The 16021-nt window shown below is 68.0% G+C and carries 19 protein-coding genes; 2 read left to right on the top strand and 17 right to left on the bottom strand.

Annotated elements, in window-relative coordinates; translation table 11 throughout:
• Nucleotides 1–27: 27 nt before the first annotated feature.
• From pal to ruvC, 13 genes are all read right to left on the bottom strand, one after another.
• Nucleotides 28–537, bottom strand: a complete 510-nt coding sequence (pal, locus tag K1T73_RS03330; protein ID WP_220603595.1) for a peptidoglycan-associated lipoprotein Pal — start codon at nucleotides 535–537, stop codon at nucleotides 28–30.
• Nucleotides 538–638: 101 nt separating this feature from the next.
• Nucleotides 639–1961, bottom strand: a complete 1323-nt coding sequence (gene tolB / locus K1T73_RS03325; protein WP_220602574.1) for a Tol-Pal system beta propeller repeat protein TolB — start codon at nucleotides 1959–1961, stop codon at nucleotides 639–641.
• Nucleotides 1961–2518, bottom strand: a complete 558-nt coding sequence (locus K1T73_RS17980; protein WP_220602573.1) for a hypothetical protein — start codon at nucleotides 2516–2518, stop codon at nucleotides 1961–1963. The genes tolB and K1T73_RS17980 overlap by 1 nt, the downstream gene beginning before the upstream one ends.
• A complete protein-coding gene (locus tag K1T73_RS03315; RefSeq protein ID WP_220602572.1) occupies nucleotides 2518–3672 on the bottom strand; it encodes an energy transducer TonB in 1155 nt (384 codons plus the stop codon). The genes K1T73_RS17980 and K1T73_RS03315 overlap by 1 nt, the downstream gene beginning before the upstream one ends.
• A 9-nt stretch (nucleotides 3673–3681) precedes the next feature.
• Nucleotides 3682–4155, bottom strand: a complete 474-nt coding sequence (gene tolR, locus K1T73_RS03310) for a protein TolR (RefSeq protein WP_220602571.1) — start codon at nucleotides 4153–4155, stop codon at nucleotides 3682–3684.
• Nucleotides 4156–4851, bottom strand: a complete 696-nt coding sequence (tolQ, locus tag K1T73_RS03305; RefSeq protein WP_220602570.1) for a protein TolQ — start codon at nucleotides 4849–4851, stop codon at nucleotides 4156–4158.
• 116 nt (nucleotides 4852–4967) lie between these two features.
• A complete protein-coding gene (ybgC, locus tag K1T73_RS03300) occupies nucleotides 4968–5354 on the bottom strand; it encodes a tol-pal system-associated acyl-CoA thioesterase (RefSeq protein ID WP_220602569.1) in 387 nt (128 codons plus the stop codon).
• On the bottom strand, nucleotides 5351–6376 hold the full coding sequence (locus K1T73_RS03295) for a LysM peptidoglycan-binding domain-containing protein (protein ID WP_220602568.1): 1026 nt from the start codon (nucleotides 6374–6376) through the stop codon (nucleotides 5351–5353). Before K1T73_RS03295 ends, ybgC begins: the two co-directional genes overlap by 4 nt.
• On the bottom strand, nucleotides 6373–7404 hold the full coding sequence (locus K1T73_RS03290) for a LysM peptidoglycan-binding domain-containing protein (RefSeq protein ID WP_259400428.1): 1032 nt from the start codon (nucleotides 7402–7404) through the stop codon (nucleotides 6373–6375). Before K1T73_RS03290 ends, K1T73_RS03295 begins: the two co-directional genes overlap by 4 nt.
• A 41-nt stretch (nucleotides 7405–7445) precedes the next feature.
• Nucleotides 7446–8072 carry a hypothetical protein gene (locus tag K1T73_RS03285; protein WP_220602567.1) on the bottom strand — a complete coding sequence of 209 codons (627 nt, stop codon included), beginning with the start codon at nucleotides 8070–8072 and terminating at the stop codon, nucleotides 7446–7448.
• Between the two features lie 91 nt (nucleotides 8073–8163).
• The gene (gene ruvB, locus K1T73_RS03280) at nucleotides 8164–9192 is read right to left on the bottom strand and encodes a Holliday junction branch migration DNA helicase RuvB (protein WP_220602566.1); all 1029 of its coding nucleotides are present in this window, start codon (nucleotides 9190–9192) and stop codon (nucleotides 8164–8166) included.
• Nucleotides 9193–9219: 27 nt separating this feature from the next.
• Nucleotides 9220–9885: a Holliday junction branch migration protein RuvA gene (gene ruvA / locus K1T73_RS03275; protein WP_220602565.1), complete on the bottom strand. Its 666-nt coding sequence runs from the start codon at nucleotides 9883–9885 to the stop codon at nucleotides 9220–9222.
• Nucleotides 9882–10400 carry a crossover junction endodeoxyribonuclease RuvC gene (gene ruvC / locus K1T73_RS03270; protein WP_220602564.1) on the bottom strand — a complete coding sequence of 173 codons (519 nt, stop codon included), beginning with the start codon at nucleotides 10398–10400 and terminating at the stop codon, nucleotides 9882–9884. Before ruvC ends, ruvA begins: the two co-directional genes overlap by 4 nt.
• A gap of 273 nt (nucleotides 10401–10673) precedes the next feature.
• On the opposite strand from ruvC, the gene K1T73_RS03265 reads away from it, so the two are divergent.
• Nucleotides 10674–10862 carry a DUF1127 domain-containing protein gene (locus K1T73_RS03265; protein ID WP_220602563.1) on the top strand — a complete coding sequence of 63 codons (189 nt, stop codon included), beginning with the start codon at nucleotides 10674–10676 and terminating at the stop codon, nucleotides 10860–10862.
• 140 nt (nucleotides 10863–11002) lie between these two features.
• Here K1T73_RS03265 and K1T73_RS03260 read toward each other — a convergent pair whose 3' ends face one another.
• The 3 genes from K1T73_RS03260 to K1T73_RS03250 form a co-directional block, all read right to left on the bottom strand.
• Nucleotides 11003–11344: a hypothetical protein gene (locus K1T73_RS03260; RefSeq protein ID WP_220602562.1), complete on the bottom strand. Its 342-nt coding sequence runs from the start codon at nucleotides 11342–11344 to the stop codon at nucleotides 11003–11005.
• A 108-nt stretch (nucleotides 11345–11452) separates the two neighbouring features.
• Entirely contained in the window at nucleotides 11453–12322 is an 870-nt protein-coding gene (locus K1T73_RS03255; protein WP_220602561.1) for a 50S ribosomal protein L11 methyltransferase, read from the bottom strand.
• 11 nt (nucleotides 12323–12333) lie between these two features.
• Nucleotides 12334–13566: an MFS transporter gene (locus K1T73_RS03250; RefSeq protein WP_220602560.1), complete on the bottom strand. Its 1233-nt coding sequence runs from the start codon at nucleotides 13564–13566 to the stop codon at nucleotides 12334–12336.
• A 136-nt stretch (nucleotides 13567–13702) separates the two neighbouring features.
• Here K1T73_RS03250 and K1T73_RS03245 point away from each other — a divergent pair, with 136 nt between their 5' ends.
• The gene (locus tag K1T73_RS03245; RefSeq protein WP_220602559.1) at nucleotides 13703–14773 is read left to right on the top strand and encodes an AI-2E family transporter; all 1071 of its coding nucleotides are present in this window, start codon (nucleotides 13703–13705) and stop codon (nucleotides 14771–14773) included.
• A 214-nt stretch (nucleotides 14774–14987) separates the two neighbouring features.
• On the opposite strand, the gene serB is transcribed toward K1T73_RS03245, so the two are convergent.
• Complete coding sequence (gene serB, locus K1T73_RS03240) at nucleotides 14988–15872, bottom strand: phosphoserine phosphatase SerB (RefSeq protein ID WP_220602558.1); 885 nt, start codon at nucleotides 15870–15872, stop codon at nucleotides 14988–14990.
• Between the last annotated feature and the right edge of the window lie 149 nt (nucleotides 15873–16021).

The raw sequence follows: 16021 nt of genomic DNA, 5'->3' as shown, positions 1-16021 counted from the left end.
TCGCTATTCCCCGTTCAGCCGATCAGATCACACGCCCGCGCCGATCGAGATGACCGTCACCGCGCGGCGGTTCTTCGCATAGCAGCTCTCGGTCGAGCAAATCTCGATGGGCCGCTCCTTGCCATAGCTCACGACCTTGAGCCGGTTCGCCGCGATGCCCTTCGAAACTAGGTATTCATGCACCGAATTGGCCCGCCGGGCGCCCAGCGCGAGGTTGTATTCCCGCGTGCCCTGCTCGTCCGCGTGCCCCTCGATCAGCGCGTCGTAGTCGCTGTTCGTCAGAAGCCACTGCGCCTGCCCGTCAAGCGTCCGCTGCGCTTCCGATGTCAGGGTGTGCTGATCGACGGGAAAGAGAACCCGGTCGCCGATCGCCTGCTGGAAATAGGCGGGAGAGGACGGATCCGATGCCGAGCCCGCGCCCGCCATACCCGAGTTGTTGAGATCGACCGCGCTGTCGCCGTCGAACCGGTCAGGGCTGGTGCAGGCCGCCAGGGCCAGCGCCGCTCCGACGAGAAGTGCCTTGTTGAGATAAGTCATGGTCATAGGGGTGCCCCGCTCGAACTTCGGTGTCATGGTGATCTTTGCCTCGCTACGTTTCTATCACAGCTATGCGCCCATGGGAATCGCCTACACGCCTACTACTGCAGGGGCGACCACGACGGATCGCTCGCGCCGCCCGGTGTCGGCACCTGCTTGAGGTTCCGGCCCGTGATGTCCACCGACCACAGCCGCGCCTCGCCCTGCGCACCCTGGCTTTCGCGGGTGAACATGATGACGCGGCCGTTCGGCGCCCATGTGGGCCCCTCGTCGAGGAAGGAGGCGGTCAGAAGCCGCTCCTCGCTGCCGTCGGTGCGCATCACGCCGATGTGAAAGCGCTGTTTCGACTGCTTGGTGAAGGCGATCAGGTCGCCGCGCGGAGACCAGACCGGCGTGCCGTATTGCCCGTCACCGTTGCTGATCCGCCGCGCCTCGCCGCCGCCCGCGCTCATGATGTAGAGCTGCTTGCTCCCGCTGCGGTCGCTTTCGAAGACGATCTGGCTGCCATCGGGGCTGAAGCTCGGCGCCGTCTCGATCGAGGGCGCATCGGTGAGGCGCGTGCTCTGGCCGCTGGCGATGTCCATCTTGTAGATATCCGTGTTGCCGCCCCGGATGATCGAATAGACCATCGAGCGCCCGTCGGGCGCGAAGCGCGGGGCAAAGCTCATCTCGCCTTCCTGCGTCTGGAGTGCGCGCCGGCTCACGCTCGCCACGTCGAGCACGTAGACCTTCGGAAAGCCCGTCTCGTAGCTCGTGTAGAGCACGCGGTCGCCCGTGGGCGAGAAGCGCGGCGCCAGGACGAGCGAGGAACTGTCGGTGAGGTATTTCAGGTTCGCGCCGTCGTAATCCATGATCGCGAGCCGCTTGGCGCGCTGGTCCTTGGGCCCGGTCTCGGAGACGAAGACGACGCGCGTGTCGAAATAGCCGCCCTCGCCGGTGATCCGGCTATAGACCTGGTCGGCCACCTTGTGCGCGATCCGCCGCCATCCGTCCTGCGTGCCGGTGAACTGGAGCCCGCTGCCAAGCTCCTGTCCCGCGAACACGTCCCAGACGCGGAATTTCACCGTGACCTGGCCGCCCGCATCGACGCTGACCGCGCCGGTGATGAGCGCCTGCGCGTTGATCGCCTTCCAGTCGGCGAACTGCACCGGGCTCGAGAAGCTGGTGACGCGGCTGATGAAGGCGTCGGGCGGGATCTCGCGGAACAGGCCCGTGCCGCTCAGGTCGGCGGCGACGACATTGGCGATATCCTGCCCAAGCTGGCCCGCCGCCGGGGTCTCGGCCACGAAATCGGGCGCGGCAAAGGGCAAGGGCTCGATCACGCCCTCGGTGATCTCGATCCGCAGCGGGCCGTCCTGCGCCAGAAGCGCGGGGGCTTGGATCATGGCCATGACGGCCAGCACAAGGGTCATGAAACGGGTCATCACTTGATCCTCATCTTCTCGGGATTGAAGGTCATCTCGATCGTCTTCCAATGGCCGTATTTCTCGGGCGGCAGGTCGAACCCGTCGCCCGCGCAGCGGATGATCGCCCGGCGCGCGGCCTCGAAAGCCTGCCGCGCGGCGCCCGATCCGCCGCCGGATGCGTCGATCATGCGGATCGAGTTCGAAATCAACTGACCATTCGCAGCCAAGTCAAAGGCAACGGAAACCGAAACCTCTAAGGCGTCGGAAGATAATGAGCCTACATTCCAGCATTGCTGAAGTTTCGCACCCATATCCTTGCGAAACGCTGCGTGATCCCACTCATCTTCCACACTGGCCTCTATTGGTTGCGAGCCAAAGACCAAGACACCGTGGCGAATTCGAATGACTGCGTTCTCTAGTATAAAACCGTTCTCAGTCGCGATGACCTTTCCATCGACGACCTCAAATTCTCCATCAGTCAACTCGAGATAAGCTTTCAGGTTATCCGTTTCCTGAGACCAAACCGCCGTCGACAGAACGCTCAATGCGAATCCGAGAACCGTATACTTCATCATCACTTGATCCTCATCTTCTCGGGATTGAAGGTCATCTCGATCGTCTTCCAATGGCCGTATTTCTCGGGCGGCAGGTCGAACCCGTCGCCCGCGCAGCGGATGATCGCCCGGCGCGCGGCCTCGAAGGCCTGCCGCGCGGCGCCCGATCCGCCGCCGGATGCGTCGATCATGCGGATCGAACCGGTCAGTGGCGTGCCATTCTCGGCCATGTCGACAGCAACCACAACCGTGGTGGCCAGCGCGTCGCTGCTGAGCGAGCCCACGTTCCAGCATTTCTGCACGGCGACGCGCAGCGCGTCCTTCTCGCCGGCCGTGAGGGGCGGGCCGCTCGCGCCCGTCTCCTCGGGCGCCGCCTCGCCGGCCCCGCCCAGCGCGGCGGCAAGCGCGTCCTCGACCGCCGACGGGTCGGTGGACGGCGTGGGCGCGGCCTCCTCCGCGGGCTGCTCGGGCGCGGGCTCCGCCTCGGGGGCGGGCTCGGCCTCGGCGACCTGCCGCTCGGCCAGGTCCGCGGGCCGCGTCCTGGGACGCACCGACGCCATGGGCGCCGCGGCGGGTTCCTCGGCCTCGGTCACGATCTCGGTCGCGGCTTCCTCGGGCGCGGTCTCCTCGCTTTCGGGCTCGACCACCTCGGCCTCCTCGTCGGGCACGGTCTCCTGCCGGGCCACGTCGTCGATGGCGACATCGGGCTCGGACGGGACCACCTGTTCGGGGGCGACGCGCCGCGACGGGCGCGGCTTGGGCCGGAGCGACGTGTCGGGCAGCAGCACCGCCATGTCCTCGGCCGGGGTCTGCAGTTCCGGCGGCTCCTCGGACACCTCGGCATCCGCCGGCGGCGCGGTCTGGGTCTCGGCCGGGGCCGGCTCGGGCTCGGCGGCGGCCACCGGGTCGGGCTGGCTCTGCTCGACCTCCGCGTCGGCCGTGGAATTCAGCGCCGGCGCCTCTCCCGCGGCCTCGGGCGCCTCGGGCATCACCACGTCCGAGACCGCGTCGGGCGCGCTCTGCGCCTGCATCGCGGCCTCGAACTCGGCATTCGAGATGGCCGTCACCTGCGTCACCTCGAACGGGATCGGGTCCGAGCGGAACGCGTCACCGAACAGCGCGAAGAGGATCAGGCCCGCATGGCCCGCACCCGATATGATCTGCCCGGTATTCATGGCGCGTCGTCAGCCGTCCGTCTCGTCAAGCGTCGGCCCGCCCGCATCGGTGACAAGACCGATATCGTCGAACCCGCCACGATTGAGCGCGCCCATCACCTGCACCACGTCCGCATAGGGCACGGCGCCGTCCGCGCGCAGGAACACCTTGGTGCTGTCACGCTCGGTCGAGATGGCGCGCAGCCGGTTCACGAGCTCCTCGCGCGGCACCTCGGATGTCTGGATCATCACCACGCCCTCGGCGGTGATGGTGATGGCGAGCGGCTCTTCCTCCTCGCCCGGCAGCGCGTTCGCCGCGGTCTTGGGAAGCTCGACGGGAACGCCGACGGTCATGAGCGGGGCGGCCACCATGAAGATGATGAGCAGCACCAGCATCACGTCCACGAAGGGCGTGACGTTGATCTCCGACATCGGGCGCGAGCGTCCGCGTCCGCGCCTGCGGCGGCTGTCGCCGCCCGATTTCTGAACGACACCGGCGCCCATCTAGCTGTCCAACTGGCGGCTGAGGATCGTCGCGAACTCGTCGGCGAAGGCCTCGTAGCCTGCCACGATCCGGTCCGCATCGGCGCTCAGCTTGTTGTAGAAGACCACCGCCGGAATGGCCGCCAGAAGGCCCAGCCCCGTGGCCAGAAGCGCCTCGGCGATGCCCGGCGCAACCACGGCAAGGTTCGTGTTCTGCGCCTCGGCGATGCCGATGAAGGCGTGCATGATCCCCCAGACGGTGCCGAAAAGCCCCACGAAAGGCGCGGTCGAGCCCACGGTGGCCAGCACGTTGAGCCCGCTTTGCAGGCGCTCGCTTTCCTTGGCGATGGCCACATCCATGCTCCGGTCGATCCGCGCGGTGGCGTTGGCGATCATGCCCCCGTCGTTGCGATGGGATCGCCGCCATTCCATCATCCCGGCGGCAAAGACCCGCTCGGACTGGCCGTCGGGGTCGGTCCCGATCTCCTCGAACAGCTCGTCGAGCGGCTCGCCCGACCAGAAGCGCTGGTCGAAGCGTTCGGCTTCACTGCGCGCCTTTCGATACATGATGAGCTTCTGAATGATGATCGACCACGCCCAGAAGGACGCCACGATCAGCATCAGCATCACGAGTTTCACGACGAAGGTGGCGCGCGCGAATAGCGACCACATGGAGAAATCCATCTCCTGCGCCAATGCGAGGGTTTCTGCTTCCATCTGCCTGCTCTTTTATTGTCCGGCCGCTGCTATATGGCCTTGTTTTGCGGCGAAACTAGACGAGATCGGCGCGGAAAGCCAACATCATCGGCCGTCGGGCGTCAAAAATCGCGTGATCAGTGCAAAAGCAGGCGGATATTCGCCGGAAGGCGCACCGGCTGGCCCGCGTCGTTGATGCAGACGATCGTGACCGTCGCGGCAAAGAGGATGTCCTCGCCGCGCGTCACCTCCTGCTCCATGACCAGCCGCGCCCCCGAGACCGAAACGGTGCGCGTGCGCACCTCCAGCCGGTCGTCGAATCGCGCGGCCATCAGGTATTCGGCGTCGATCCGGCGCACGGCGAAGGCCATGCCTTGCGCCTTCATCGCCACCTGGTCCACGCCCAGTTCGCGCACCCAGTCGCTGCGCGCGCGCTCGATGAACTTGAGGTAATTGGCGTGGTAGACGATCCCGCCCATGTCGGTGTCTTCGTAGAACACGCGGATATCGAAACGGTGCGTCATTCGAGCTGTCCCCAGAAGGTCTCCAGATGGCGTGCGACGATCCTGTCGTAACGGCCCGAGGCGCGCAATGCGGCGAGCCCCGAGTTGATCCGGTAAAGATGCACGGTGCCGCGCCAATGCGTCCTCGCGACGACCACATGCAGCGTCTCGCGCGACAGGGGCGTCTCGAGCGGCACGATCTTCCCGCGCAGCCCCATCTGCACGATCTTGGTGCCGCCCAGAAAGACATTGAAGACCGCCGCGTCCGCGTGCCCGGCCATCACCTCCTCGAAACAGTCCTCCGGCGTCTCTGGCTGCAACAGCGTGATCTTCCCGTCCGCAAGCCAGCGGCGGTCCGCCCGGTCGAGATCATGGGTGAAGAACCCCGCCGGACGACAGAGCGTCATCCCCTCGACATCGGCATCGCTTTCGTAGGTCACGCCACCGCCCGCCTTCACGAAAAGCATGATCGGCAGGTCCATCAGCGGCTCGGACCAGTGGAAATCGCGGCACTTGTCGGCCTCCGGCGTGGCCTCGCAATCGGGCCGCACCCAGGGAAACCCCATGTCGTGGTCCTGCTCGGCCAGAAGCGGGTAGAGATGGCGCGACCAGTCCTCCTCCCACGCGATGGTGAAGGGCACCGATGCCGGGCTTTGCTCCATCGCGGCGGTGACAAGCTCGGTCGCCAGCCCGTTCTCGGGCCAGTTCCGGTCGCTGAAGGGCGCGTAGTCGTCGCCGGTCACGAGGGTGAGTTGCGCGAAGTCCTCTCCCGGTCCGTCGCTCCCGCCCGCCGGGGCCGCGACGCGGCAGGGGATGTGGATTTCCGTCCCCGCCTCGACCTCGCTTCCGGGGCCGAGCTTCGCGCGGTTCGCCTGCCGAAGAAGCGTCCACCTCTCGCGATCCCCGTAATGCATCTCGGCGATCGAGAAGAGCGTGTCGCCCGCCTTCACCCGGTAGGTTACGTCGCAACGCGCCGCGGCCATTCCCGGCAGCATCAGCCCCACGAGAAGCACCGCAAGCGCGAGGGTCCGGCCCCGGTTCATGGCCGACGCTCCGCCCAGACCCGCGCGAGATGCCGGCCCACGATCTCGCGGAACCTGCCTTCCGCCCGGAGGGCAGCCAGCCCCTCGTCGAACCGCCGCAGATGCAGCGCGCCCTGCGGATGCGCCTTGTGGGCCACCACGTGATAGGTCACGATCGCGACGGGCTGCCCCTCGGCCTCGGCCACCCGGTCGCCCAGCCCCAGTTCGGCGACCTCGTGCCGCCCCGCGAACTCGTCGAGAACCACGCCATCGACCTCGCCCGCCATGAGCAGGTCGAAACACGCTGCCGCGCTTTCGGGCGTCCGCAGGGTGATCCGCTCCTTCCTCAGCCAGTCGCGCCCGTCCATGTCGAAGAAGTAATCGGGAAACCCCTCGGGCTGGCACAGCACCCTGTCGCGCATATCGGCGTCCTTGGTGAAGGCGATGGGCCGCGCGGCATCGACGAACAGCAGGACCAGCGCCTCGAACATCGGCGCGGAAAAGATCAACTCGGCACAAAGCGGCTCGTCGGGGTCGGCCTCGCAATCGGGCCTCGGCCAGGGAAAGCCCAGGTCGTATCGTCCCGTCTCAAGCAGCGGCGAGAGGTGCGCGGCCCGGTCCTCGACCCAGTGAAGGGCGACCTCTCCCGCGTCGGGCGCGGCCCCGAACGCGGCCTCGACCAGTTCGGTCAGCATCCCGCCCCCCGGCAGGTCACGATCCGCGAACGGGGCGAAGCCCGGCGCGGTCAGCAGGTCGACACGCTCCGCCGCGGCGGCCGGAACGGGTGTCTCGGCCGCGTCGCCGCCGGCCCGCGGGCAGGGCAGCCGAAGGCGCATCCCCACGCGCAGCGTATCGGGCGAGGCGCCCAGCATGTCGCGGTTCTCCTCGTGGATGGCCTCCCACGCCGCCGCGCTGCCGAGATACCGCTCGGCGATGACCGACAGGCTCTCTCCCGCTGCCACGACATGCGTCTGTTCGCAGGTGCCGGCCAAGGCGCCCGACGCGCAGGCAAGGGCCGCGCAGGCCAGCGCCGCGCGCATCCCGCGCATGGCGGCACCCGTCCGGCCCCGCCCCGGCCCCCGCGCGCCGCTCAATTCGTCCGCATCCGCGCCGCGAGCCGCAGCGCGTGGCTCGGATCCTGCGCCATCGCGGGCATCACCGGATCATAGGCCGCGCCGATCAGCCGCGCGATTTCCGGGCGCAGGATGACCGCACCCCCCTCGGGCATGACGGCGAGCGGCGACAGCTCCCGAAACGCCGTGTCCGACCACAGGAGCACGGTCTGCACCACCTGGCTCAGGGCCAGCGTTTCGGCGGGCACCGCGCTCAGATGCGCGTCCATCCGCAGGAAGACGAAGCTCGCCCGGATCGCGCCCGCCTCGTCGAAACGAAAGACGCGGTACTGGTTCGCCTCCGCCCGCTTCAGCCGCGCGACAAGCGGCTCCAGCCCCTCGATCAGCCGCCCGAGATCCGGCACGTCCAGAAGCTCGTCCCACTCGCGAAAGAAGAAGATCATCAGGTTCGCGCCCAGTTCCGGGTCGGTCTCGGCCATCCGGTGCCCGGCCACCTGCACCACCGCCTCGATCGCGCCCTTCACCACCTCGAGCGTCGCGTCATCCACGCCGAAGACGATGGGCGCGATGGGCCGTCCCCACCGCGCGAAAAGATAGCTTCCGTCGCTGCGGGTAAAAAGCGCCTCGACCTGTTCAGGCGTCATCCCTGCCCCCTTCGTTCCCGTCTCTCTGCCGTCGCACGCCCGGCATGCGCGGCGTGCGGCGTCGTTCCGGTTCCAGATACCCGAAAGCGCCTCACTTGCCAAAGAGATCGCCGGTCGCGTCGGAGCGGGGCGGCTCGAGGCCGATATGCCGCCATCCGCCCTGCGTGAGCATCCGGCCGCGCGGCGTGCGCTGGAGAAGGCCCTGTTGCAGCAGGAAGGGCTCGATCACCTCCTCGAGGGCGTCGCGGCTCTCGCTCAGCGCGGCGCTCAGCGTCTCGATGCCCACCGGTCCGCCCTGGTAGGCTTCGGCGATGAGCCGCAGGTAGCGCCGGTCGGCCCCGTCGAGACCGAGCGCATCGACTCCCAGCCGCGTGAGCGCCCCGTCGGCCAGCGCGCGGGTGATGCGCCCGTCGCCCTCGACCAACGCGAAATCCACCACCCGCCGCAGGAGCCGCCCCGCGATGCGCGGCGTGCCGCGCGCGCGCCGCGCGATCTCCATCGCGCCCTCGGTCTCGGTCTCGACCCCGAGCTTCGCCGCGTTGCCCGAGACGATCCGGTGCAACTCCTCGACCGAGTAGAACTGGAGCCGCGTCGGGATGCCGAACCGGTCGCGCAGCGGCGTGGTCAGCAGGCCGAGCCGCGTGGTCGCACCGACGAGCGTGAAGGGCTGCAACTCGATCCGCACGGTGCGCGCCGCCGGCCCCTCGCCGATCACGAGATCGAGCTCGAAATCCTCGAGCGCGGGATAGAGCACTTCCTCCACCGCCGGGTTGAGGCGGTGGATCTCGTCGATGAAAAGGACGTCGCGCGCCTCGAGATTGGTCAGGATCGCCGCGAGGTCGCCCGCCTTGGCCAGCACCGGCCCCGACGTCATGCGAAACCCCACCCCCAGCTCGCGCGCCATGATCTGCGCCAGCGTCGTCTTGCCCAGGCCGGGGGGGCCGTGGAACAGCGTGTGGTCCATCGCCTCGCCCCGCTGCCGCGCCGATTGCACGAAAACCCGCAGGTTCGCCCGCGCCTCCGCCTGCCCGATGAAATCGTCAAGCGTCTGCGGCCTCAGCGCCCGGTCGAAATCCTCGGGCAGCCGCTCGGGGCGCAATGTGGGGTCGGGGTCGGTCATGTCACCTGGTCCAATCCTGCCGTTCCCCTACCCCTTCGGCGCCAAGAGGCGCAGCGCCGCGCGGATGAGCGCGGGGGTGTCGGCCTCGGGCGCCTCGCCCGCCGCCTGTGCCACCGCGCCCGCCGCGTCGCCCGGAGCGTAGCCGAGATTGGCCAGCGCCGACAGCGCCTCCGCCTGCGCCGAGGGGTTGCCACCCGCGGGTGTCACCGCCACGGGCGCCTCGATCACCTCGTCCCCGTCCGGGGCCGTCCGCGCGGGCGCACGGGCGGGGCCGGTGCCCATCGCCATCACCTGCGGCGCCTTGTCCTTCAACTCGTTCACCACGCGCTGCGCGGTCTTTGGCCCGATCCCCTTGGCGGCCTTGACGCTGTTCCAGTCGCCAAGGGCGATCGCGCGCCCCACGCCATCGGGCCCCAGCGCGCCCAGTATCGCCAGCGACGCCTTCGCGCCCACGCCCTGCACGCTCATCAGCAGGCGGTGCCACTCCTTCTCGACCAGCGTGGTGAAGCCGAAGAGCTGAAGCACATCCTCGCGCACCAGCAGGTCGGTATAGACCGCCGCATGTTCGCCCACCTCCGGCAACGCCTGCAACGTGCGCTCCGAGCAGAAGACCAGGTAGCCCACGCCGCGCACGTCGATCAGCACGTGGTCCTCGGCGCGATAGTCGATCCGCCCCGCGATCCGCCCGATCATGCGCGCACCCGGGCCGCGCCCCCGCCCGCCGCGCGCATCATGGCCCGCGCGTGGCCCATGTGATGCGCGTGGCAGATGGCGATGGCCAGCGCGTCGGCCGCGTCCGGCCCCTCGGGAACGGCCCCCGGAAGCTGCATCCGCACCATGTGCGCGATCTGCGTCTTGTCGGCATGGCCGACGCCCACCACCGTCTTCTTGACCGTGTTGGGCGCGTATTCCCCGACGCTCAGCCCGGCCCGCGCCGGGACCAGCATCGCGACCCCCCGCGCCTGGCCAAGCTTCAGCGTTCCCGCCCCGTCGCGGTTCACGAAGGTCTGCTCGACCGCCGCGCTGTCGGGGGCGTAGGTCGCGATCACCGCGCTCAATTGCTCGAAGAGCGAGAGAAGCCGCGCGGCAAGTTCGGTCCCCTCGGACCTGCACACGCCGTTGGCGACGTGGCTCAGGCGGCTTCCGTCGATATCGAGGATGCCCCAACCGAGGTTCCGCAACCCCGGATCTATTCCAATGACGCGCATGCCTGCCCCTGCCCCTTTCAAGGTCTTTCGCGAAGGCTTAGCACGAAAGGGGAACAAACGCCAAGCGTCATGCGCGCCACCGCCACCCATGCGGTGGCGACATGGCGCGGGAGACTCATGCAGAAACTGCATAGGGACTATGCGATTTTGCACGGTTGTGAGATCGCGGCGCCCGGACTATCTGCCGCTTCAGAGAATGACGACACGATCCCGCGAACGGCTCCCACGGGGGAACATCTTTCCACGGATCGCGGCTCAAGAAGGAAGATCATCATGGCTGCAATCGAAATCACCCGCCCGCTCAACGCCAACGGCTCGCTCTTCGCGCGTCTGGTGGCCCGCATCGCGTCGTGGAACGACACCCGCGTCACCCGCAACGCGCTGTCGCGTCTCACCGACCGCGAACTCAACGATATCGGTCTCGAGCGCGGCGACATCCGTCGCGTGTCGGTCGGTCTCTGAACCGGCCCGGTCCGGCGGCGTCTCTCCCCAGGGCCGCCCGACCAACGAGAAAACCCCGCACCCGAGGCCCGGTGCGGGGTTTTTTCGTTTCGCGAGGCCGCCTCGCCCGGCGCGCGGCTCACGCCTGAGAAACCGTCCTGTCAGATATGCGGGGCCAGCTGACGCGCGACGAAATCCGCGACCGGGTCGACCTGCATGACGATCGCGCCCGCCTGCTCGACGGCACCGCCCCGGCGCATCTCGTTCACGCGCTCGGCATAGCCCTCGGGGCCCATATGGGCGAGCACGAGGCCCTTGAAGCAGAGAAACCCGAGCACCAGGAGGGCGATGCCCCGCCACGGCACGCCGGGACGCCGGCGCTTCGGGCGAAAGACGATGAGGCCGTCGCGCCCCACCTTGCACTCGTATCCGCGCGCCATCTTGGCGTGCTTGCGCTGAAGGCTCTTGAGGCGCGTTCCAAATCCGTTCATGGCATCGGTCATAGCAGCATTCCGTTGTCCGGCCCCCGCCAGATCAGGAGTTCAAAGCTAGGTCCGAAATGTGGCAATTTCGGGGCAGCCGCCCTGAAAAGGCTCGATTCTAAGGAAATTCTAGACACTTTTTCGCAGAACCAGCGTCGTCCATTCACCAATCTCGTCGCGATGGACAAGATCGTTTCCGTTCCGCTCGTAAACCGCGACGACGTCGTCGGCCTGCTCGTTGAGGATGCCCGAGAGAATCGCGTAGCCGCCCGGCACCCGCCGCGCCGTCATCTCGGGGGCCAGCTCGATCAGCGGCCCCATCAGGATATTCGCGAAGACCAGGTCGAACGCCGCCGCGCGCAGCCGGTCGTGATCGAATCCCGTCGCCTCGAGGCACGTCACCCGGCCCTCGAGCCCGTTGGCCGCCACGTTGGCCCGCGCCACCTCGACGGCCACCTCGTCGATGTCGCTCGCCAGCACCTCGCCGGGCCAGAGGCGCGCGGCCGCCATCGCCAGAACGGCGGTGCCGCACCCTATGTCCGCGACCGCCCTGCCCTCGAACCCCTCGCCCGCCAGCCGGTCGAGCGCCCGCAGACAGCCCTGCGTGGTGCCGTGATGGCCGGTGCCGAAGGCCATCGCCGCCTCGATCAGAAGCGGCACGCAGTTCTCGGGCACCCGGTCCGCGTCATGGCTGCCGTAGACGAAGAACCGCCCCGCCTCGACCGGGACCAGCTCGCGCCGCACCTTGGCGACCCAGTCCTCGTCGGGCAGTTCCGACACGGCGAAGGGCCGCGCGCCGTGGACCCGGGCGAGCATGGCCAGCGCCTCCTCGTCGGGGCTTTCGGTGAAATAGCCGCCCACCTCCCAGGTGCCCGACCCGTCCTCGATCTCGAAGGTGCCGACGCCCGTGGGCTCGGGGTCCAGCATTTCCATCGCCTCGGCCAGGGCCTCGGCCATTTCCCGACCCGCAAGGGTGGTCAGCGCGGTATAGGTGGGCATTCTCTTTCCTCTCACTCGGCGGGGCGCGGCAGGGGCACCGAGAACCGCGTCTCGTTGCCCGGCTCGGGATGGCGCGGGATGAGACAGGCCAGCATCAGCGACACGCAGGCCATCCCCGCGGCCAGCCCGAACACCATCTGCGGCGAGACGAGCCAGAGATAGCCCAGCAGCGCCGGCAGGAAGACCGCCGCGATATGGTTGATCGTGAAGGCCACGGCGGCGGTGGGGGCGATGTCGCCCGGATCGGCGATCTTCTGGAAATAGGTCTTGAGCGCCAGCGCCAGCGCGAAAAGGATGTGATCCACCACGTAGAGCGTCGCGGCCAGAACCACGCCCCAGCCGAACATGTAGATGCCGCCATAGGCGAGGAAGACCAGCGCGAGGCCCGCGTATTCGAAGATCAGCGTCCGACGCTCTCCGAACCGCGCGACGGCGTGGCCCATCATCGGCGCGAAGACCATGTTCGCCACGAGGTTGATCAGGAAAAGCGCCGTCACCTCGTGGACCGCGAAGCCGAACCGCTCGACCATCATGAAGCCCGCGAAGACGACGAAGATCTGCCGCCGCGCGCCCGCCATGAACTGCAGCGCGTAATAGAGCCAGTAGCGGCGGCGCAGGATCATCTTCTTGACCTGCGGGTTCGGCGCCTCGAACTGCGGGTAGGCGAACAGCGCGAAGATCGCCACCGCCGCCGTCACCCCGCCCGAGGCGAGATAGACGATGTTGTAGGTCAGGCCCAGCGTGTCCCACAGCGCCACGATGATGAGATAGACCACCAGTGTCGAGGCCGAGGCCGCCGCCGTGAGCCAGCCCAGCACCTTGGGCGCGCGCGCCCGGTCGAGCCATTGCAGTTGCAGCGACTGGTTGACCGTCTCGTAATAGTGAAACCCGATCGAGCTCAGCATCGTGATCGTCAGGATCCCGCCCAGGCTGGGAAACCACGCCGTCACCGCCGTCGCCACCCCCAGAAGCGCGAGCGACACGAGGCCCAGCACCTGCTCGCGCACGAAGATGATGATCGCGATCACCCCCACGGCAAGGAAGCCCGGGATCTCGCGCACCGTGTGCAGCCAGCCGATATCCGACCCGTCGAACCCCGCCACCTCGATCGTGAAGTTGTTGAGCAGCGCCGACCATGTGGCAAAGGCCACTGGCATCGCGGCGGCCATCACGAAGAGAAGCGTCACGGGGCGGCGCCAGAACGGCAGGTGTCGCGCCTCGGCAAGGGGAACGATCCGGGTCATGAATCCGCTTTACGCCGATCTCGCGGCGTTGGCGAGGGGGATGCGCGGGGGAACCCGTGCCCCTGCCACCCCGTTGGCGATGAAAGACGGCGCGTCATACCAGCGGTGAACGGGCCGGGGCCGGCGGGGGGTGAGGATGAACCACGACAACACGACGAAAGCGCCCGGCACGCGCGACGAGACATCGACCATCGCCCTTGTCGTGCGCGCCACGCTCGTCGTGCTCGTCATCTGCGGCATCGCCGCGGCCCTGTGGTTCCTGCGCCACCTCGCCTTTCTCACCTTCGCGGGCATCCTCGTCGCCGTGGTGATCTGTCACCTCGCGGCCAAGCTGCGCGATCACCTGCCGATGCCGCGGCTCCTGTCCCTCGGCATCGTCGTCGCGTTCATCGCGCTTTTCATCACCGCGCTCGTCATGGCCACCGGCCCGCAGCTCGTCGGCCAGTTCGACACGCTGGCCCAGCGCCTCCCCGACGCGCTGACCGGGTTCGAGGAGTATCTCCGCTCCTCGCGCTTCGGCACCTATCTCGTCAACCAGATCGAGGAGCCCGAGCAGGGCGGAAGCTGGAACGCGATGGGCCTCATCACCGGCACGTTCTCGACCATCGCGAGCGCGATCACCAATCTCTTCGTCGTCATCGCCGTGGCGCTCTTTCTCGCGGTCAATCCCGGCCTCTATCGCCGCGGCGCGATGGCGCTGGTGCCGCCGTCGCTGGAAGGGCGCACGCGCCGGTTCCTCGACGAGGCGAGCCCGGGGCTCTTCCACTGGCTCCTCGGTCAGCTCGTCGCGATGGTCGTGGTGGCGGTGCTGATGGCGCTCGGGCTGTGGTGGCTCGGGATGCCGGTCTTCGTGGCCCTTGGCGTGATCGCCGGGGTCACGAATTTCATTCCCTATTTCGGCCCCTTCATCGGCGGCATCCCCGCCATGCTCATCGCCTTCTCCATCGACCCGACCAAGGCCCTCTGGGTCGGGCTTCTCATCTTCGCGGTGCAGATGCTCGAAGGCAACTTCATCACCCCGAACATCCAGCGCCAGGCGACGTCGCTGCCACCGGCGCTCATCATCGTGACCATCGTCGCCTTCGGCGCGCTCTTCGGCTTCCTCGCCATGATGTTCGCGACGCCCATGCTCCTGGTGCTCGTCGTCGCGGTGCGGATCTTCTACGTCGAGGGCGTGCTCGGCAAATCCGCCCCCGACCCCGACTGACCGCGCGCGCGGTCGTCACTTGCGGCGACTCACCCCCCGCCAAGGAAGCGCCGTGACGAGCGTGCGGCCCGTTAACTTCCGGGTCATCCATCGCGAGAGCGGCCCGCCCGGGCCGGATCGGCGTGCGCCCCGTTAACGATCGGTGCGACTCACCTTCCACCGACGCGATACCGACGTGGATACCGACATGGATACCGACGTGGGGTTCGCCCCGTTAACCTTTCGGCGCGGAGGTGACGAACTCGGACCTGGCATAGCCCTGCAGGTAAAGCAGGGCGGTCAGGTCGCCGTGATTGACACGCACGTCGCATTCCGCCGCCACGCTGGGTTTCGCATGAAGCGCCACCCCCGTCCCGGCCCGGTGCAACATGCCTAGGTCGTTCGCCCCGTCGCCCACGGCGATCACGTCATCGGGCGTCAAACCCCGCCGCGCGGTGATCTCCTCGAGCGCCTCGACCTTCGCCGCCCGCCCGAGGATCGGCATCCGCACCTCGCCCGCCAGGAGATTGTCCTTGATGACAAGGGTGTTGGCCCGGTTCTCGTCGAAGCCCAGCGCGGCCGCCACGCGCTCGGTGAACTGCGTGAACCCGCCCGACACGAGCGCCGTGTAAGCCCCCTTCGCCCGCATCGTCGCCAGCAGCGTCGCCGCCCCCGGCATGTGGGTGATGCGCGCGTCCAGCACCCGCTCGATCACGCCCGCTTCGAGCCCTTTCATCAGGGCGACCCGCTCGACCAGCGCCCCCTCGAAATCCAGCTCGCCGTTCATCGCGCGCCGCGTCACCTCGCGCACATGCGCGCCGACGCCCGCCTCGTCGGCCAGCTCGTCGATGCATTCCTGCTCGATCATCGTGCTGTCCATATCCGCCAGAAGCATTGATTTCGCACGGTTTTCCGCCGGCTGCACGATCAGGTCCACGGCGTCGGCCTGCAGGCTTTCCCAGACGTCCCAGCGATTGCCCGGCACGTCCGCCACCGCGAATTCCGCCGCCTCGTCCGGCGCCAGCCATAGCGCGTCACCCCCGCCCCACGCGTTGCGCAGGCTCTCGACCAGCGCCGGCTGCAACCCTCCGGGCTGCGCGATCAGCGTCACGATCTTCATGCGTTTCACCCTTCTGCTCGCGCGCGCCGATGTTTCCGATCCGCGCCGCCTCCTGTCGCGTTTACTGCACGAACGGCCGCAAAAGCGCAATTCGACACTTGCGGCAGCGCAGCAAACGCCCTAACCCTATGCGTGGGACACCCCTCCCC

Origin of the sequence: Roseovarius sp. SCSIO 43702 (genome assembly GCF_019599045.1) — a bacterium.
Lineage (GTDB): Bacteria > Pseudomonadota > Alphaproteobacteria > Rhodobacterales > Rhodobacteraceae > Roseovarius.
This window is presented reverse-complemented; position numbering and strand designations above follow the sequence as displayed.